11 protein-coding genes are annotated in these 16,570 nt (G+C 37.1%); 5 read left to right on the top strand and 6 right to left on the bottom strand.

Annotated features, from left to right (window positions below):
- The first annotated feature begins 284 nt into the window (after positions 1 to 284).
- The 3 genes from QM524_RS07955 (at position 285) to porX (ending at position 5,389) form a co-directional block, all read left to right on the top strand.
- On the top strand, positions 285 to 1,451 hold the full coding sequence (locus tag QM524_RS07955; protein ID WP_283344154.1) for a hypothetical protein: 1,167 nt from the start codon (positions 285 to 287) through the stop codon (positions 1,449 to 1,451).
- Between the two features lie 103 nt (positions 1,452 to 1,554).
- On the top strand, positions 1,555 to 3,576 hold the full coding sequence (locus QM524_RS07950) for a helix-hairpin-helix domain-containing protein (protein WP_283344153.1): 2,022 nt from the start codon (positions 1,555 to 1,557) through the stop codon (positions 3,574 to 3,576).
- Between the two features lie 247 nt (positions 3,577 to 3,823).
- Positions 3,824 to 5,389: a T9SS response regulator signal transducer PorX gene (gene porX, locus QM524_RS07945; protein ID WP_283344152.1), complete on the top strand. Its 1,566-nt coding sequence runs from the start codon at positions 3,824 to 3,826 to the stop codon at positions 5,387 to 5,389.
- Between the two features lie 220 nt (positions 5,390 to 5,609).
- Here porX and QM524_RS07940 read toward each other — a convergent pair whose 3' ends face one another.
- Both QM524_RS07940 and fsa read right to left on the bottom strand, forming a co-directional pair.
- Positions 5,610 to 6,290, bottom strand: a complete 681-nt coding sequence (locus QM524_RS07940) for a cell division ATP-binding protein FtsE (protein ID WP_095160608.1) — start codon at positions 6,288 to 6,290, stop codon at positions 5,610 to 5,612.
- A gap of 154 nt (positions 6,291 to 6,444) precedes the next feature.
- Positions 6,445 to 7,101 (bottom strand): fructose-6-phosphate aldolase, encoded by a 657-nt coding sequence (gene fsa, locus QM524_RS07935; protein WP_095160298.1) that lies wholly within the window; start codon positions 7,099 to 7,101, stop codon positions 6,445 to 6,447.
- A gap of 385 nt (positions 7,102 to 7,486) precedes the next feature.
- Here fsa and QM524_RS07930 point away from each other — a divergent pair, with 385 nt between their 5' ends.
- On the top strand, positions 7,487 to 8,215 hold the full coding sequence (locus QM524_RS07930) for a tetratricopeptide repeat protein (RefSeq protein WP_283344151.1): 729 nt from the start codon (positions 7,487 to 7,489) through the stop codon (positions 8,213 to 8,215).
- Between the two features lie 84 nt (positions 8,216 to 8,299).
- Here QM524_RS07930 and QM524_RS07925 read toward each other — a convergent pair whose 3' ends face one another.
- From QM524_RS07925 to QM524_RS07915, 3 genes are all read right to left on the bottom strand, one after another.
- The gene (locus QM524_RS07925; protein WP_283344150.1) at positions 8,300 to 10,204 is read right to left on the bottom strand and encodes a hypothetical protein; all 1,905 of its coding nucleotides are present in this window, start codon (positions 10,202 to 10,204) and stop codon (positions 8,300 to 8,302) included.
- Between the two features lie 175 nt (positions 10,205 to 10,379).
- Complete coding sequence (locus tag QM524_RS07920; RefSeq protein WP_283344149.1) at positions 10,380 to 12,341, bottom strand: hypothetical protein; 1,962 nt, start codon at positions 12,339 to 12,341, stop codon at positions 10,380 to 10,382.
- Positions 12,342 to 12,712: 371 nt separating this feature from the next.
- Positions 12,713 to 14,569, bottom strand: a complete 1,857-nt coding sequence (locus tag QM524_RS07915; protein ID WP_283344148.1) for a hypothetical protein — start codon at positions 14,567 to 14,569, stop codon at positions 12,713 to 12,715.
- Positions 14,570 to 14,753: 184 nt separating this feature from the next.
- Between QM524_RS07915 and QM524_RS07910 the strand changes: the two genes are divergently transcribed.
- Positions 14,754 to 15,110 (top strand): transmembrane 220 family protein, encoded by a 357-nt coding sequence (locus QM524_RS07910; RefSeq protein ID WP_095160302.1) that lies wholly within the window; start codon positions 14,754 to 14,756, stop codon positions 15,108 to 15,110.
- A 172-nt stretch (positions 15,111 to 15,282) separates the two neighbouring features.
- Here the strand turns inward: QM524_RS07910 and QM524_RS07905 are convergent, their stop codons facing one another.
- The gene (locus QM524_RS07905; RefSeq protein WP_283344147.1) at positions 15,283 to 16,398 is read right to left on the bottom strand and encodes an MBL fold metallo-hydrolase; all 1,116 of its coding nucleotides are present in this window, start codon (positions 16,396 to 16,398) and stop codon (positions 15,283 to 15,285) included.
- Between the last annotated feature and the right edge of the window lie 172 nt (positions 16,399 to 16,570).

Raw genomic sequence — 16,570 nt, 5'->3', positions numbered from 1 at the left:
ATCTATTTTTTTGATAATTTTGAGGCCTATCATTTGATTAGTCAATATTCGAAGAATACAATTTCTGATCATCTTGCTCAATGAGAATCTTGGAAAACCGCAAATTGAAAAGTTTCAAGGAGAATCACATCGATTTATTTTTTTTATTCATTCATCAGAATAATCTTTGGTGTAATATTTGCGTTCTTAGTGGTAGTTAAAATACTTTTCACGGGAAGATTTCTTTTTTATCCTTTTACTTTCGTACATTCATAACTAGAAGTTTCAACCCAAACCATAAAAATATGAAGTTAGACTTTCAGGCAATAGAACGATACGCTAAACAGTATGCTGCCAAAGTTTGTGACGACTTTTTTAATAGAAATAATACAATTTCAGGCCAACAAATTATGAAACTGAGCAACGTTGCTCAGGTGAATACATTTGTGATTGGAGATTTGTACGAAACTTGGAAATCTAATACAGAATCTTTCAAAAGCCCTTATTTTAACTTTGAGAATGAAGAGGTAAAGGCAGCCCTACAAGCTTATATGAATACTGTATCTCATCATATTTCGGTGGATAGAGAACATTTTGAGCCCTTGTTGATCAATGCTGTAAAAAATACTATCGGTCTATTACTAGATCCAAGCAAGTATTTTGATGACTTTGTTCGTGAGTCACCAGAGTTTACCCTAACAAAAGACCGTATAATAACCTTGGCAAAGTACACTAAAATTAACAGTGTTTTTGCTAAAGGATTGAAAGATAAAATAGCTGATGAAAACCACGTGTATGTAACGACAGCACTGGGTTGGTTGAATGATTTAGCCAATCATCACGATTTTGAAAATCCAGATAAATACTTGGAAATGCTAAATGCAACCTTGGCATTTAAGCGTGATGATTTTTATAAGAAATCTGCCACAGTAACGGCACCAAATGTAGCTAGTCCTCGATTGACACAGTCATTTTTTGATGTTGAACATGAAGACGAGGATGATGCTAAACCAGAAGTATCAACAGTAAACGAAGAGGAAGAACATGAGCCGCTACCAACTGTAGCAGCCATCCAAGCACAGATTGACAAAGAAGGTACGCCTGCTGATATTCGTATTCCTTCAAAATTGAATGATGCCTTTACTGATGAATTACCGACTGTCAATGATTTGCTAAGAAAAGAGGTCATTAGCCAAGGCACACCGCTGTCAGATTTGGCTTTTAATCGTCAAATTAAAAGCATTGCAGACGCTATTAGCTTAAATCAGAAGTTTATCTTTATTGGTAAGTTGTTTGAAGGAGATGTTAATGCTTACACTCGAGCAGTTGAGGATTTGGATAGATGCACTAGTTATTTAGAGGCTAAAAATATAATGAATAAAGTCTTAGCACCTAAATTTAATTGGGTAATGGCTGCTGAAGAAGCGAATGACTTTTTAGAAATAGTGGGGCGTAAGTTCCAAGGTTTATAAAAGCGAGATAATTCTCGCTTTTTTTTTGAGTAAAATAGTATATTTGTTTTAGAAAACTACTCCTAAATGAGTCCTTTGGGGCTCTAAAAACTGAGTCTACACCATGAAACAAGTAATATTATTGCTCATTTTAGGCATTATTGCGCCTAAGTTACAAGCACAGGTGTCCAATGAGGATATTTTGGGTACTTCAGCCGAAGGGGTTTCTGAGGAAACCTTTGAAAATTGGCTTCAAATCCAGTCCAATCCAATTGATATTAATCGCGTGGATTATGAGTTTCTGTCGGGGCTTGGCATCTTATCAACTATCCAATTAAAGGCATTTTTTGATTACCGAAAATCCTTCGGTCCTTTTGTTTCTATTTATGAATTACAATCTATTCCAGAATTGAGCCTCGAAGTGCTGAAGAAACTAGCACCTTTTGTTACTTGTGGTCAGGAAATTAATTCAATCGGGCGTGATTTAAGATTGGCTAAAAGTTGGGTTTTACTCCGTATTAGTCAAACATTGGAAGAAAAGAAAGGCTTTAGCCCACCCACTAAGACTTCTATCGTTCGCTATGCGGATAGTCCAGTCAAAAGTTTACTCCGATACAAATACGCCAACCCCAAGAATTTAAGTATTGGTTTTACCATTGAAAAAGATGAAGGAGAAAACAATTGGACTGATTTTACATCATTTCATGTGCAAATACAAAATAAAGGTATCCTGAAAAATCTTATAGCAGGGGATTATCAACTTCAAATGGGGCAAGGACTAGCCACAGGAGGAGGGTTTAGTTTAGGAAAAAGTGCCGAAACGATATTATTTACCCGTAAGCCTACTCTGGGAGGTCGCCCGTATACATCCACGCTTGAATCTGGCTTTTTTAGAGGAGTACTCACTAATTTTCAATGGCGAAAATGGCAAGGTCTAAGCTTTATATCTCGTGTATCGAGAGATGCTAATCAACTAGAGCCTGACTCACTTGGCGTAGTGAATGTCTCTTCGCTTCAAACCTCTGGTTTTCATAGAACTACTTCAGAAATAGCCGATAGAAATGCCTTACTCGAAACAAACTTAGGAGGTGGATTTAGCTATCAATCTGAGTTTTCACGAGTGGGAATGATGCTTCATTACACCTATTTTGATAAATCATTACTGAAAGCAAATAAAACGTATAATCAATATGAGTTCGCAGGTTTTCAAAATATTTTGCTGAGTTTTTACTACAATTACACCTTGTCATTTGCTCAAGTTTTTGGTGAGATAACTCGCTCTAGTAGTGGGGGTTATGGAGCCGTACTTGGGGCTCTAGGTAGCCTTAATCGCCGCTGGGATATGTCCTTGCTTTTTCGGAAGTTTACGCCCGATTTTCATTCTTTTTACGGTAATGCTTTTTCTGAAAATACACGGAATATCAATGAGACGGGCATTTATTGGGGCATAAAATTTATGCCTAGTCGTCGTTGGCAATGGACAGCCTATGTTGATTATTTTTATTTTCCTTGGTACAAATATCTAGTCGATAAACCTCGTACACAAGGCTTTGAAACATTACTCAAACTGAGTTATCAACCTTCTAAATTATCAAGAATTTCAGGGCAATTAAGATTGGAAAATAAAGAAGAAAATTTTAGCTGGAAAGAAAGCTATATCGAAAATAACAAAACTAAAACTCGTACCATTACCGAAGTAACCCCACGATATCGTTGGACTTTTAATAGTTACTATACCCATAAATTGACCAGTAATATTTCTATTCAATCCAGAGTTTCGGGGAGTGCTTTTAAGTTTCAAAAACAGAATGCAACCAATGGTTGGGCTGTATCGCAGGATGCTAAGTGGAACAAGGGAGCTTGGTCATTTGCTATGCGAATAGCCTATTTTTCGACACAGGATTACGATAATCGACAATATACCTATGAGCAAGACGTACAATATGCTTTTTCCTTTCCTGCTTATTATGGGCGAGGTTGGCGCTATTACAGTGTTTTGTCGTATGATATAAATAAAAACTTAACATTTTGGCTAAGATGGTCAAGAACTGACTATATTAACCAAGAAACGGTGGGAAGCGGTCTTGACGAGATACCCGTTCCACATAGGAGTGATGTAAAAGCACAAATAAGGTGGGTATTTTAGTAATTTGAAGATTTGAAAATGTGATGTAATAGTGTCCGAATGATATGAAAAGTTATCAATTTCGGATTTCTGATGTTGAATATTGGAATAGTTTGAAGTTCTATTCCAATACTAGCCTATCGTCATGAATACTTTCAGGTTATACGTTAAAAAAAGTTAAAAACCTTTTATACAATTAGTATGAGGCAACAATAAACTTTTGCTTGCCGTTACTATCTTTATAGAAACAATCCTAGAGACGAGAAATATGCAATACCAAATACTTTGGGCAGACGATGAAATCGACTTGTTGAAGCCCTACATCATGTTTTTACAGAGCAAAGGTTATGATGTTACACCTGTGAACTCAGGTGCCGATGCACTAGAAGAGGTAGAGAAAGGAAAATTTGATGTAGTTTTTCTTGATGAAAATATGCCTGGAATGACTGGTTTGGAGGTTTTACCTCAAATCAAGCAGATGAAGCCCAATTTGCCCGTAATCATGATTACTAAATCTGAAGAGGAACATATCATGGAAGAGGCTATCGGCTCAAAAATTGCCGATTATCTAATTAAGCCTCTTAATCCAAATCAGATTCTACTTTCGGTAAAAAAGATTCTTGATAAAAAACGTTTGGAAGAAGAAAAAACCAATATTTCTTATCAACAAGAATTCCGCCAATTGGCTATGCAATACCAAGATCGTATCAACCACGAAGAATGGGCAGAAATTTATAAGAAATTGCTATTCTGGGAGTTAGAAATCGACCGTACTGAGAATAAATCAATGGCAGAGGTGTTGAATATGCAGAAGTCTGAAGCTAATTCAAACTTTTCAAGATTTATTGAAGAAAACTACGAAGATTGGTTGAACGACCCGCGTGCTGACAAACCTTTGATGTCGCACCAATTGATGCGCAAAAAGGTATTTCCATTAGTAAATGAAAGTTCACCTTTGTTTTTCTTGTTGATTGACAACTTACGTTATGACCAATGGAAAATCTTGGAAGGATTAATTCAGGATTACTTCACCGTAGAAGAGGAGAGCTCGTACTATTCTATTCTTCCTACTACAACAGCGTATGCTCGTAATGCTATTTTTGCTGGTATGATGCCTTCCGAAATCGAAAAGCAATATCCAAAACACTGGGTGCAAGATCTTGGCGATAATGAAGACGAAGAGGGCTTTAACCAACATGAGGAGTTTTTCTTGCAAGAGCAAATTCGTAAGAGCCGTCTAAACTACAAAACATCATACAACAAGATTATTCACAATAACCAAGGAAAGTCATTGGTCGATAACTTCAATCGTTTGATGCAAAATAACTTGAATGTAATTGTGTATAACTTTGTGGATATGCTTTCGCATGCGCGTACCGACATGGCCATGATTAAGGAATTAGCACCAGATGAGTCGGGGTATCGTAGTATCACTGCAAGCTGGTTTACACACTCGCCTTTGTTTGATTTAGTGAAAAAGATTTCGGAGAAAAAGGGTCGTTTGATTATTACTACTGACCACGGCATGATTCGTGTGCAAAACCCTGTCAAAATTGTTGGTGACCGTTCTGTAAATACCAACTTGAGATATAAGCAAGGCCGAAACTTGAACTGGGATTCAGATGACCACGTGTTGATTTGCCGTAAACCAGAAAGATTCTTCCTTCCAAAAATCAATGTGTCTACAACGTATGTGTTCACTATGGAAGATTATTTCTTTGCATATCCAAACAATTATAATCATTATGTGAGCCATTATCGTAATACCTTCCAGCATGGAGGGGTTTCGTTGGAGGAATGTATTATTCCGTTTGTGTATTTGACAGCAAAATAGTTATGAGTCATTCCTAATTTATGGTTTCAACTATTTATCAAAAAAGCGGTCGAGAATTACTTCTCGACCGCTTTTTTGATAAATAGTTGAAACTTTTTGTCATGGGTGAATAAATTCACCCGCTAATTGGAATCGTTGGTCAAGAACGAGGCAAAGTGAACCGTAAATTTTAAAAATAATCACTCATTCACTCAATCTCTATTCACTAAATGAAGGATGACTATAAATCATCAGATTTTACATATCCGTTATCACATTTCAAAATACGAGCTGGAAACTGACGAATCATGTCAAAGTCGTGCGTAGCCATCAATATAGCAGTACCTGCTTTGTTGATATCCTTGAAAAGTTGCAAAATCTGAGCCGAAACTTCAGGGTCGAGATTGCCTGTTGGCTCATCGGCAAACAAAATTTGCGGTTCGTTCAATAAGGCTCTCGCAATAACCACCCTTTGTTGCTCACCTCCTGAAAGTTGATGCGGCATTTTATCTTTAGCAGAAGCCAAGCCTACTTGCATGAGTACCTCCGCAATACGGGTTTTCATTTTGGCACGGTCTGTCCAGCCAGTAGCTTCCAATACCCACATTAAATTTTCATTTACATTTCTGTCCATGAACAACTGAAAGTCCTGAAACACTACGCCAATTTTACGGCGCAAGAAGGGGCGTTCAGATAGTTTCATAGTTTCGATTTGGTATCCCGCAACTTTGGCTGTGCCTTGTTGTAGCCACAAATCGGCATATAAGGTTTTGAGAAGGGAGCTTTTGCCACTACCCGTGCGACCAATTAAAAAGACAAATTCACCTTTATTGATTGTAAAATTCACATCGTTCAAAACGATTCTGTCGTTCTGATAGATAAAAGCATTCTGTAAGGATACTACAGGTTCTGCGTTGAACATATCGAGTTGATTTGGTTTGTTTTTCAAATATACAAAAAAGCCTTTTTGGTTGGTTTATTTGTGTAGGCTTATCTGGTATATGGTCAGATAAAACAAAAAGGATAGACCGTAGCCTATCCTTTTTGAAAGTATCAAATCAAAATGCTTTCAAATATTAAGCATTTGTTTTAGCATGGTCTGACAAGAATTTCTCCAAACCGATGTCTGTCAATGGGTGTTTCAACAACGCTGTGATAGCAGACAAAGGACCAGTCATTACATCAGCACCGATTTCAGCACATTTGATGATATGAATAGGGTGACGTACTGATGCCGCAAGGATTTCAGTATCGAAACCGTAGTTATCATAGATTGTACGGATTTGTTCGATAAGCTCGATACCATCGAAAGAGATGTCATCCAAACGACCGATAAATGGAGATACATAAGATGCTCCAGCTTTAGCAGCTAACAACGCTTGACCTGCTGAGAAAATCAAAGTACAGTTCGTTTTGATACCTTTTTCTGAAAAATAACGAAGTGCTTTCACACCATCTTTAATCATTGGGATTTTCACAACGATTTTATCATCCAATTCAGCTAATTCTTCGCCTTCACGAATCATACCTTCGAAATCTGTCGCAATAACTTCTGCTGAAACATCGCCGTCTACGATTTCGCAGATAGCTTTGTAGTGCTTCAACACGTTGTTTTTACCACTGATACCTTCTTTGGCCATCAATGAAGGGTTGGTAGTTACACCGTCTAATACGCCTAAATCCTGTGCTTCTTGGATTTCTTTGAGATTGGCTGTGTCAATAAAAAACTTCATAGCTGTTTTTGATTATGATTTTTGGCTACCCTCTGGCATGAGAGTAAGGGATAAAGCTTTCCGAGTACAAAATTATAAAAAGCTGGCAAGAAAAGAAGGAATATTTTGATTTATCTATAACAGTATAGAACAGTTGTGAAGATTACTTTAAGAAAGGGCAAAAAAAAATGGCAAATTCACCGCTCAACCAACCTACCCTTGCTTCGATCAAGACCTGGGGGATTCGGAGGGAGCTGGTAATTTGCCAGTGCAAATATGGCAGGTTTTGTTGTTTTTTCAAAACCTTGGTGGCAAATTTGTTAAAATTTTTCTATCAAAAATTGAGTAAAAACAGTTAAATGTTCTATTACGGTTTGATTACCAGTTTTTTAAATAACATATTACAATGAGAAAAAAAGTAATAAAAAAAATCGCTTTGTCGATGATTTTTCCTGTTTTGATGGGTTGGATGACTGCTTGTACAGGTTCGGCGGAGGCTTTTTTAGAAAAAGCAAAGGGAGAATTACAAAAAGGAAAGGCTAAAGAAGCTATCGAATACCTCAATCAAGCTATTGATAAAGATGCTCAAAGCGCTGCTGCTTTCAATATGCGTGGTGCTGCATATTTCGAATTGAAAGATTACACCAATGCTCTTTTGGATTACGAGCAAGCTATCAAATTAGATGCTAGCAATTACAAACCATTTTTTAACCGTGCCTCAATTAAAATGGAGCAATCCAACTGGCAAGGTGCTTATGAAGATTGTACTAAGGCAATAGAGCTTGCACCTAAAGAAGCAGAGTTGTACGTAAAAAGAGGTATCATCGAAGCGGCTTTACAAAAAGCAGACGAAGCAATTCATGATTTTGATAAGGCGCTTGAAATAGATCCTAAAGATACCAATGCATTGTATAACAGAGGGAATATCAAATTTCAAAGTGCGGAGTTAGAAGATGCCATTAAGGATTTTACTGAAGCCGTAAAAATTGATGCTCAATTTGCAAAAGCTTACTATGGTTTGGGCTTAGCCTACCAAAAATTGGGAAACTCTGACGCAAGTTGCATGAATCTCAAACAAGCAAATCGCTTAGGTTATGCTGATGCGAAGACAGCTTTGGAGACTTATTGTAAATAATAGTAAGTCAAACAGAGGACAGGCACAAGGCATCTGTGGTCTTATAACAGATGCTTTGTGCCTGTTTGTTGTATTGACTATCAATTACTTTTCGGCTTTATAGTATCCTTGAAGAACATATCTATTCTTTCGATTAAATTGGCTAAATGAGGGTCTGTATCCTCCAGTACCTCCTTTTGAAACAAAAGATATGACAATATTAGCTCCAAAAGCTGCGGCTTGGGCAGTATCATAGATATCTATTCTTTGGATTGTAAACATATTAATATCTCCTACATTGTCCAATGGTATTTCCATGCCATCGAAATAATACTTCATAACGCATGTCGGGGTGCATTGCCATAGTCGAGGAATGACATAAACTCTATAATATTGATTATTCCAAAAACTATTGCCCCAAAATCTTCTTGTAAGATCTATCATTACAGCTGGCTCAACCGAAAAAAGCCCCATTGGCATGGGTTTGGGGTCTCGTTTAGCCTTTATAGTAACTTCCTCTAAAAGCTTTGATTGCTGCATATTCATGTGCCTGAACTCTTCATAAGAAACGATTCTAATTTTTTCAATTTCCTCTTGTGCTTTTGGTGTTAAATATAAACGCCAGTCGATAAGATTTTCAGTCGCTTGAAAAGGTTCTGAAATTTCTTGATTCAATGTTAGAGGAATCTTGTAGTTGTAAACTTCAGCCGAAATGGTAGAAATTCCTGGGTCATAAAAGTCTAAATCAGAAAAATAAAACGTCCCGTCCTTTTCAACAGAACCGATATGAACTCCTGAAACCTTTGAAAGCGTTGAGTCAGGATATTCTAGTAGGAGCAATACTTTTACCTGTTTTAAATTAACTTTTCTTGGTAAGTCTAGTTTTCCTGATACCTCAATGCTCTGTTGCGGTGGGGCAAACTTGTGCGATGATTTCCAAGTTTTATAAATTTTATTTTCTGATATAAGTAATTTCCGATTAATATCTTCAACACTCGCATTACTTATAGATTCGCCTATTTCTGAGTCGAGCAATAACTCTTTTTGTAGAGAGTCGAGAAGTAATTTATCGTTGTAGTACATACTTTGGCTAATAACTTCGCTTGATTTGTTCATCAAAGAAAAATTAATGATGCCTGCCTCCAAATCTTTTACTTCCAAGTTAATTTTAGTTGAATTCTTTTGTGGAAAAATCTTCAGCCTATTGATCATTTTTCCACGCTGATGAATTAAAAGTGTTAAAGTGTCTTTGATAATATGAGTATCTTGCACCCTAATTCTCAAGGTATTGGTAGAGTCCTCTTTATCAATAAGTAGCTGCGAACCTTCAACTATGGCTTGAGGAAAGCTTAGTGTTTTAGAGCCTATCTTTAATTGGAATTGGTCATGTAAAGAAGGGTTCAATTCTATTATGCCAACTCCCAATTGATTTGTTTGGCTAACCAGAATTGTATCGTTCGCACTATTGACAAGATAAGTGGTAGCCTTGATAGGCTTACCAAAATTATCTTTTACCTCGAAAGGAACTCGATTCCAGACTTTTGCAATAGGTTGTTGATAGAATTTGACAATCGTATCGACTTTTATTTTGACTAGTTCTTTGTCATAATACAGTCCCAACACATCAAACTTCAGAAAGGGAATGGTGAAATTTTTGGACCAGTTGGTGTATGCCCTTATACCATATACGCCTGTGAGGAGGTTGACATCAATTTTATAGTCAAATTGAGCTTTTCCATCTTTGAGCTTTAAAATCCATTTTTTGAGAATTGTTCCAGAATTAGGTTCGATAAAATCTACATACAAAGGAACGCTCATTGCAGAGGGGTTTAAACTACTGGCATCATATACAGAGGCTGAAAAATGAAGTGTTTCGCCAGCAACATAAGTTCTTTTATCTACTTTGATCAGGACTTTTTCGGGTGGAAAATTTTTGTATTCAACTTTTCCTTGGGCAATAGCGAGGGTAGATGTTAGTAAAAATACCAACAATAAAATACAATTTTTCATAGTCATATTAGGGTAAAAATCTTAGGAAGTTTTTATTGTTAACATAGTTTAGGTTCTATAAATGAAGATTACTGATTTGATAGAGAACAGTGCAATACAATTATGCACTATTCTCTATCAAATCATCGCTTGTTTTATGATAACCAAATCCAATACAAATACAGGTCATCTACTTTTATCTTGTTTCTGAAAGCTTTGTATAACCTTGTACGGTAAACCTATTTTGTTTGTTTTTTTCTGAAAATGAAGTAGTTGCTACTGGTTGAGAACCATCCTTAGATTTGAAGGCAACCACTATATGAGCTCCATAAATAGAAGCATCATAGCCATCATAAACATCCATACGTGCAATATGACCCATTGGGAGCGTAGTTTGGTCGAGCATATCAGGACCAATTTCGAATCCATCTAAAAAATACTTGATAATCAAATTGGGCATATATTTGGTAGCGTGTGGTCCTATAAATTGTCTATAATAATTGCCCATAAAACTGTGTCCTAAAAAGCGTTTTTGAATATCAATAGATTGTGTAGGTTCTCTCGAAAAGAGATTCATATCATATTTTTTAGTATTGGATTTTCCCTTAACTATTACCTCTTTTAACTCCGTAGATTTTTCTATATCTACTTTTTGAAGCTTCTCAAAAGTCTCCTTCTGTGCAATCTTCAGTTCTTCTTGGATTTTGGGAGCTTTGAATAAGCGCCAATCAATTTCTAGCGCCTCAATCTGGATAGGAGCAATATAGTCTTCATCAATTTTAAAGGGAATCGATTCTTTTTGATTTTGAACAGATATGGTAGCAGTCGCCTGATTATAAAAGTCTAAATGGTGAAAGGTAAATAAACCGCTTTCTTCCATTTCTGCAAAATGAATCCCTGAAGTAAAGGACGCAGGTATGTCATTACTTTCCAAAAGCATTGTTACACTAAGCTTTTTGGGGTTGACTTTAGGGTTTGATAGTAACTTCCCTTTTACTTCGATATTATCTTGAGGGAAATATTGATAATGTTTGTTTTTGTCTATTTTGTAAAGCTTATTTTCAAGCGTGAGGAGTTGAAGATTGATATCGTCACTGGATAAATGGCTCAACTTACTACCAGTTTCTGTATCTAGTAACCATTTTTTCTTTGTGGAATCAATGCTAGGTTGCTCTAGGTAATACATTTTCTGACACAGTACTTCCATGTTGGCATCAACAAGGGAGAAGTTGATAATACCTGGCGCTATGTCTTTGGTATTGAAATCTATTCTTGTAGAGTTTTTTGGAGAAAATACAGAAAGTTGATTAATTATTTTCCCTTGCTGGTGAATGAGTAAAAGTAGATTGTCTCTAACAGGCTTTACATTTTGTACTCTGATTTTAAGCAAGTCACTTTCAGGTATTTTATCAACCAAGATGGTATTGCCACTAGCAAGGGTTGGAGGTAATGGCAGGACTTTATTACCCAATTTAAGTTGGTAAATATCTTGAAGTAATGGCTGAAATTCCATTGTGCCAATGCCTTGTTTATTGGTCTGGATAGCCATTAGAGTATCTTTTTGATTGCTCATAAGCCATACCTTTTCTTCGATGGGATTGCCAAAGTTATCTTTTACCTCAAATGCGATTCTGTTCCATGTTTGGGCAATGGGCTGGTCAAAAAAGCGAATATTGGTATCTATCTTGGTCGTAGAAATATCCTTTTCGTAGTTGATATTCAATATGGTTAGGTTTTGCTGTGGGATGAAAAAGTTTCTGGCCCAATTGGTATACACTCTAACCGTGTAAATACCTGAGGCCAATTTAGCATCTGTTTTAAGTGTATGTTTTACTTGACCATTTTTAATTTTGAATATCCATCGGTCAACTACAGTTCCAGTTTTAGGATAAACCAAATCAATATACAAAGGAACACTTAGCGAGGAGGCTTGAAGAGATTCCGCATCAAAAATCGTTGCTTCCAGTTGTATGTCCTCTCCAGCAATGTAGGTTTTTTTGTTAAGCTGGAATAAGATTTTCTCTGGTCTCAGTACGACAGAAGTTGTGTCATTTTGAGCAATAGACCAATTTTGACAGGTAGAAATGAGCGATAAAATAACGGAGAAAATGGCGATTGTACGCATTTTCGAAAGCGTTTGTAGAATAGGAGTTTTCATCAGTTATTAGGTTGTTAAATTGTAATATCGAACTATTAAAAGAGCTTAGAGTAAATATAAAGGTTATCAATCAGAGGTTTATTGTAGAACAAGTAATAGTGCAAAATTGATTTGACTTTTGTGTTTTAGGCATAAGGCAACAGGCACAAGGCACAGAGTGTTCAAATGTTTTTTATTGCCCACAGCCATGCTTTTTTCCAAAACCCACCGCCGAAAGCCGATACCTGAAAGCCCTAAGCATAATCTTAAATTTTATTTTGCCCAATAATGTATGAAAATGAGAAAAATAAAAGGCATAGAAATTCATTTTTGAAGTAAGAAATAATGCTTCAACTCTGAACCTCTATGCCTTTTCACAATTAATCAGTTATCTATCTTGGTCCTCGTGAGCGACCACCTCCGCCGCCATTCGAGCTTTGGCCACCGCCATTTCCTGCACCGCCACTGCTACGACCGCCTCCATTTCCGCCCCCACCAAAAGATCCACCACCGTTGTAAGATCCACCTCCACTACGTCCAGCTTCTGCACCCGAGCGACCTCCATTCCCGCCACCAAACGAACCACCGCCGTTGTATGAACCACCGCTTCGACCAGCTTCTGCACCCGAGCGACCTCCATTCCCGCCACCACCAAACGACCCACCACCATTGTATGCGCCACTGCCACGTCCAGCTTCTGAGCCTGAACGTCCGCCACCGTTTCCGTTGTAAGGATTCCCTCCATTGCCATTATAGGCTCCGTTGTTGGCACTATTGCTTCCTCCGTAAGAACCTCCTCCTCTGTCAGGGTTGTTTCCTCCGCGACTGCCACCATTGTTACTGTAGTCTCTCCAGCTATTTACATTACCATCAGAAGGACGTTCGGCGTTTCCACTGCGTGGGCTGTATCCTCCACCTCTGCCATTGTTATAATCTCCGTTTGAGCGACTATTGTTTCCGTAGTTACCACGATTGCCATAATTGTAATCATTGCCACGGTTACCCCCTCCATAATTTGGGTTTGAATTGCGATAATAACCGTTGTTTGAGCGACCGTTATTGCTGTAATATCTATCACGGTCATAATTGCGGTATGGCATAGGGCGACCAGCATAGTAATAACGACTAGGGCGTCCATAATAATAGTTTACATAATTACGATAATAATTACCAAACGAGCCATAAAGAACAGGGTAACGACGATAATAGCCACCATAATAGAACCAGTCTGCAAAGCCATAAGAGGCATATCCATAAAGCCCAACGCTTCCTATGCCAAATGAAAATCTGAAATCATACCAGTAAGAGCTTGGGTACCAAAGTGGTGTTGTGTACCAGTAAGGATAACCACACCAGTATGAGTAAGGATTTGAATAATATACACGACTAGGATTGGTGTTGTAATAGTTATTCGTAATATAAACGTCTTGATCACGATTGGGCAAAACGTAATTATTACTTTGTGCATATTCCTCAGCAGCTTGGTCTAGTTCTTTGGCTGCATCTGGGTTATCATTGAGCTTTTTCTTGTATTCAGCCACATCATACTGACGTTGTGCCACCATCGAGTCATGTAATTCGGCTAATTCTTTGTTCAAACCTTCACGGTCGTTTGTATAGCGTTCGCCCAAACGAGCAGTCAACTCTCTATTATCAGACATTAATGACATTACATCGGGATAATTGGCCAATTGACGAAAAGCCGATTGTGTACTAGGGTCGAGGCTTTGAATCATTTGCTGATACTCTTGGTCAGCATTTTGATTGAGCTGGTAAATTTGAACAATCACATCACGGTTGCTGCGATATAATGACCAAGCATTATCCTTGAGAATTGAGCTAGTATTTGACACCAAATCTTCAACATCATTACGGCGAAGATTAGTGTTTGTGGCAAAAGTGTTCAAAACGTTTGGATAGCGAGTTACTTCATAGAAATACCCTTGTTCTTTTTGACCAAAACCTTTTATTAAATCTTGAAAAGATTTTTGGCTACGAGTACGGATTTGTTGTGCTCTATCTAAAACATTTTGATTTTGACTAGCCATCAATATCGATTGACGTACCTCAGAGCTGTAAGGAGCAATAGATTGCAAAAGCCCTTTGTCAGTTTCGAGTTGATTATTCTGCGAAAAAATGAGTGTTTTCGTTACTAAAATCAGTAAAGCCGAAAGTATAAAGCGATAATATCCATAGTTTGGTTTTTCTATAGATAAAGCTAAAGTTGCTGATTGAGATTGAACTTCCATGGGCTGTGTCATTCTAAAAAATGATAATTTACTCTTATAACGAAATTGTGTTCGTTTTTCTTCGGAAATATGAGGGGAATCTTTTTAATTTTAAAGTCCTTAACAATCATTAACAATAAGTGTCGATGAATGTGGTGTAATTGTAAACTATCTGATTTTCACAAATATCCCTTTACTTAAAACAATGAAATATTTAGCATTGCTTTTTGCCTTGATTTTTTTGCTATTCGCTGGTTGGCAATATAATGATCCTGATCCCATACTGTGGATTCCTGTGTATTTGGTACCTGTGTATGTATGTGTACAAGCCTTTAGAGGAAAATATAATACAGAGTTGTTGGTAGTGCTAACGATTATGTCTTTTGTGGCAGGACTCAATACTTGGTTGCAGATGACAGCTTGGGAAGGCTTTTTCTCAGAAGGGGAGGGGATTTCGATGAAAACCATGAACCAAGAATTAGCCCGTGAGGCTTGTGGGTTATGGATTTGTACAGGTACGTATGTAGTATTTTTACTGAAAAGTATGTTGGGTAAGCTTTAGGCTGTCAGCCCTAGACATTAGGCAGAAAAGCTTTCATCAAAAAAGGCGTTCGAAATGATTTTCGAACGCCTTTTTTGATATTAATGTGTTCCCATCATTTAGACGCAAAGCATTAAGTATCTACGATTAAAAATAATCACACATTCACTCAAACACTAAATCACTCAATGGTTTACTCTACCTCTTTCCACCAAGGATTTTGTAATAATGAACCGTTTATAATGACTGGTTCGCCAATTCTTGGATTGGTAAATGGTAATCCTAGCTCTTTAGCCGATTTGGTTACACGCTCGATGGGTTCTTTCCATGGATGCAATGCCAAAGTGAATTTACTCCAGTGCACAGGCATGAGGACTTTAGTATTCAAATCTTTTGCCGCCTGAGTTACTTCTTCTGGCATCATGTGAATGTATTTCCAGAAATAGTTATACTGACCACATTCTAAGATTGCTAAGTCAAAATTACCAAACTTTTCTCCAATTTGCTTAAAATGCGAATCATATCCTGAATCACCCCCCAAATATAATTGCTCTGTAGGAGTCTTTAAAACATAGGATGACCATAGAGCCAAATTACGTGTAAACTTACGTCCAGAGAAATGTCTGGCAGGTGTAGACGTGATTTCGAAACCTTCCAAAGGCTGTGTATTTTGCCACCATTCTAGTTCGATAATATTGTCAGGATTAAAACCCCAATATTCTAAATGCTGACCAGTACCTAAAGACGTTACGACTTTCTTAACTTTAGGTTTTAAAGCGGTAACCGTTGGATAATCCAAATGATCGTAGTGGTCATGCGTAATCAACAATATATCAATTTCGGGCATATCGTCTACACTGTACACATTACTTCCATTGTAGTTTTTACCAAAAAATGAAACAGGAGAAGCATTACCACTAAATACTGGGTCGACCAAAATATTTTTTCCATTGGTATGAATCAAGTAAGAAGAATGACCAAACCAAATAATTTGTGTGCTATCGTTCGATAGGTTTTTAAGATCAGTTTTTACAGACGGAATAGTTTGTAGCGGTTCTTTATTGGGGATAGTTTGGAGTTGAGCTTTGATGATATCCCAGTAAGAAACTCCCTCAGCTAAAGCCGGAGTGGGGCTCAAATTTTGAAAAGCACCATCTTTGTAATACGGTGATTGTTGAATACGTTCAAGTCTTTTTCCTTGTGGTTCTTGTCCAAATTGTGCTTGTTGCATAAATATATAAATTCCTAGCGCAACAACAACTAGAAATACCAATACGTAAATAATCATTTTTTTAAGTTTTTGTAACATAGAGAAAGAGTTCGATATCTCAGTAATAAAAGTTTTAACTACTTGATTTTAAGCATTGCTATCGACGAATTATTACTTCGCTTAAGTACAGACAAAATAAAGTGAATTTGAGTTCAAGGATAATGAATAAAAATTCATTTTATTTTTTCGAGTGAAAAATTTATTCGCTAAC

The sequence above is a fragment of the Flectobacillus roseus genome (genome assembly GCF_030056595.1).
GTDB classification, from domain to species: Bacteria; Bacteroidota; Bacteroidia; order Cytophagales; family Spirosomataceae; genus Flectobacillus; species Flectobacillus roseus.
This window is presented reverse-complemented; position numbering and strand designations above follow the sequence as displayed.

What these genes read in the sequence shown, in the direction of transcription:
- fsa (WP_095160298.1), bottom strand. Translation starts at nt 7,101, where the DNA reads ATGAAGTTTTTTATTGACACAGCCAATCTCAAAGAAATCCAAGAAGCA.
- QM524_RS07920 (WP_283344149.1), bottom strand. Translation starts at nt 12,341, where the DNA reads ATGAAAACTCCTATTCTACAAACGCTTTCGAAAATGCGTACAATCGCC.
- QM524_RS07925 (WP_283344150.1), bottom strand. Translation starts at nt 10,204, where the DNA reads ATGAAAAATTGTATTTTATTGTTGGTATTTTTACTAACATCTACCCTC.
- QM524_RS07940 (WP_095160608.1), bottom strand. Translation starts at nt 6,290, where the DNA reads ATGTTCAACGCAGAACCTGTAGTATCCTTACAGAATGCTTTTATCTAT.
- QM524_RS07905 (WP_283344147.1), bottom strand. Translation starts at nt 16,398, where the DNA reads ATGTTACAAAAACTTAAAAAAATGATTATTTACGTATTGGTATTTCTA.
- QM524_RS07955 (WP_283344154.1), top strand. Translation starts at nt 285, where the DNA reads ATGAAGTTAGACTTTCAGGCAATAGAACGATACGCTAAACAGTATGCT.
- QM524_RS07950 (WP_283344153.1), top strand. Translation starts at nt 1,555, where the DNA reads ATGAAACAAGTAATATTATTGCTCATTTTAGGCATTATTGCGCCTAAG.
- QM524_RS07930 (WP_283344151.1), top strand. Translation starts at nt 7,487, where the DNA reads ATGAGAAAAAAAGTAATAAAAAAAATCGCTTTGTCGATGATTTTTCCT.
- QM524_RS07915 (WP_283344148.1), bottom strand. Translation starts at nt 14,569, where the DNA reads ATGGAAGTTCAATCTCAATCAGCAACTTTAGCTTTATCTATAGAAAAA.
- QM524_RS07910 (WP_095160302.1), top strand. Translation starts at nt 14,754, where the DNA reads ATGAAATATTTAGCATTGCTTTTTGCCTTGATTTTTTTGCTATTCGCT.
- porX (WP_283344152.1), top strand. Translation starts at nt 3,824, where the DNA reads ATGCAATACCAAATACTTTGGGCAGACGATGAAATCGACTTGTTGAAG.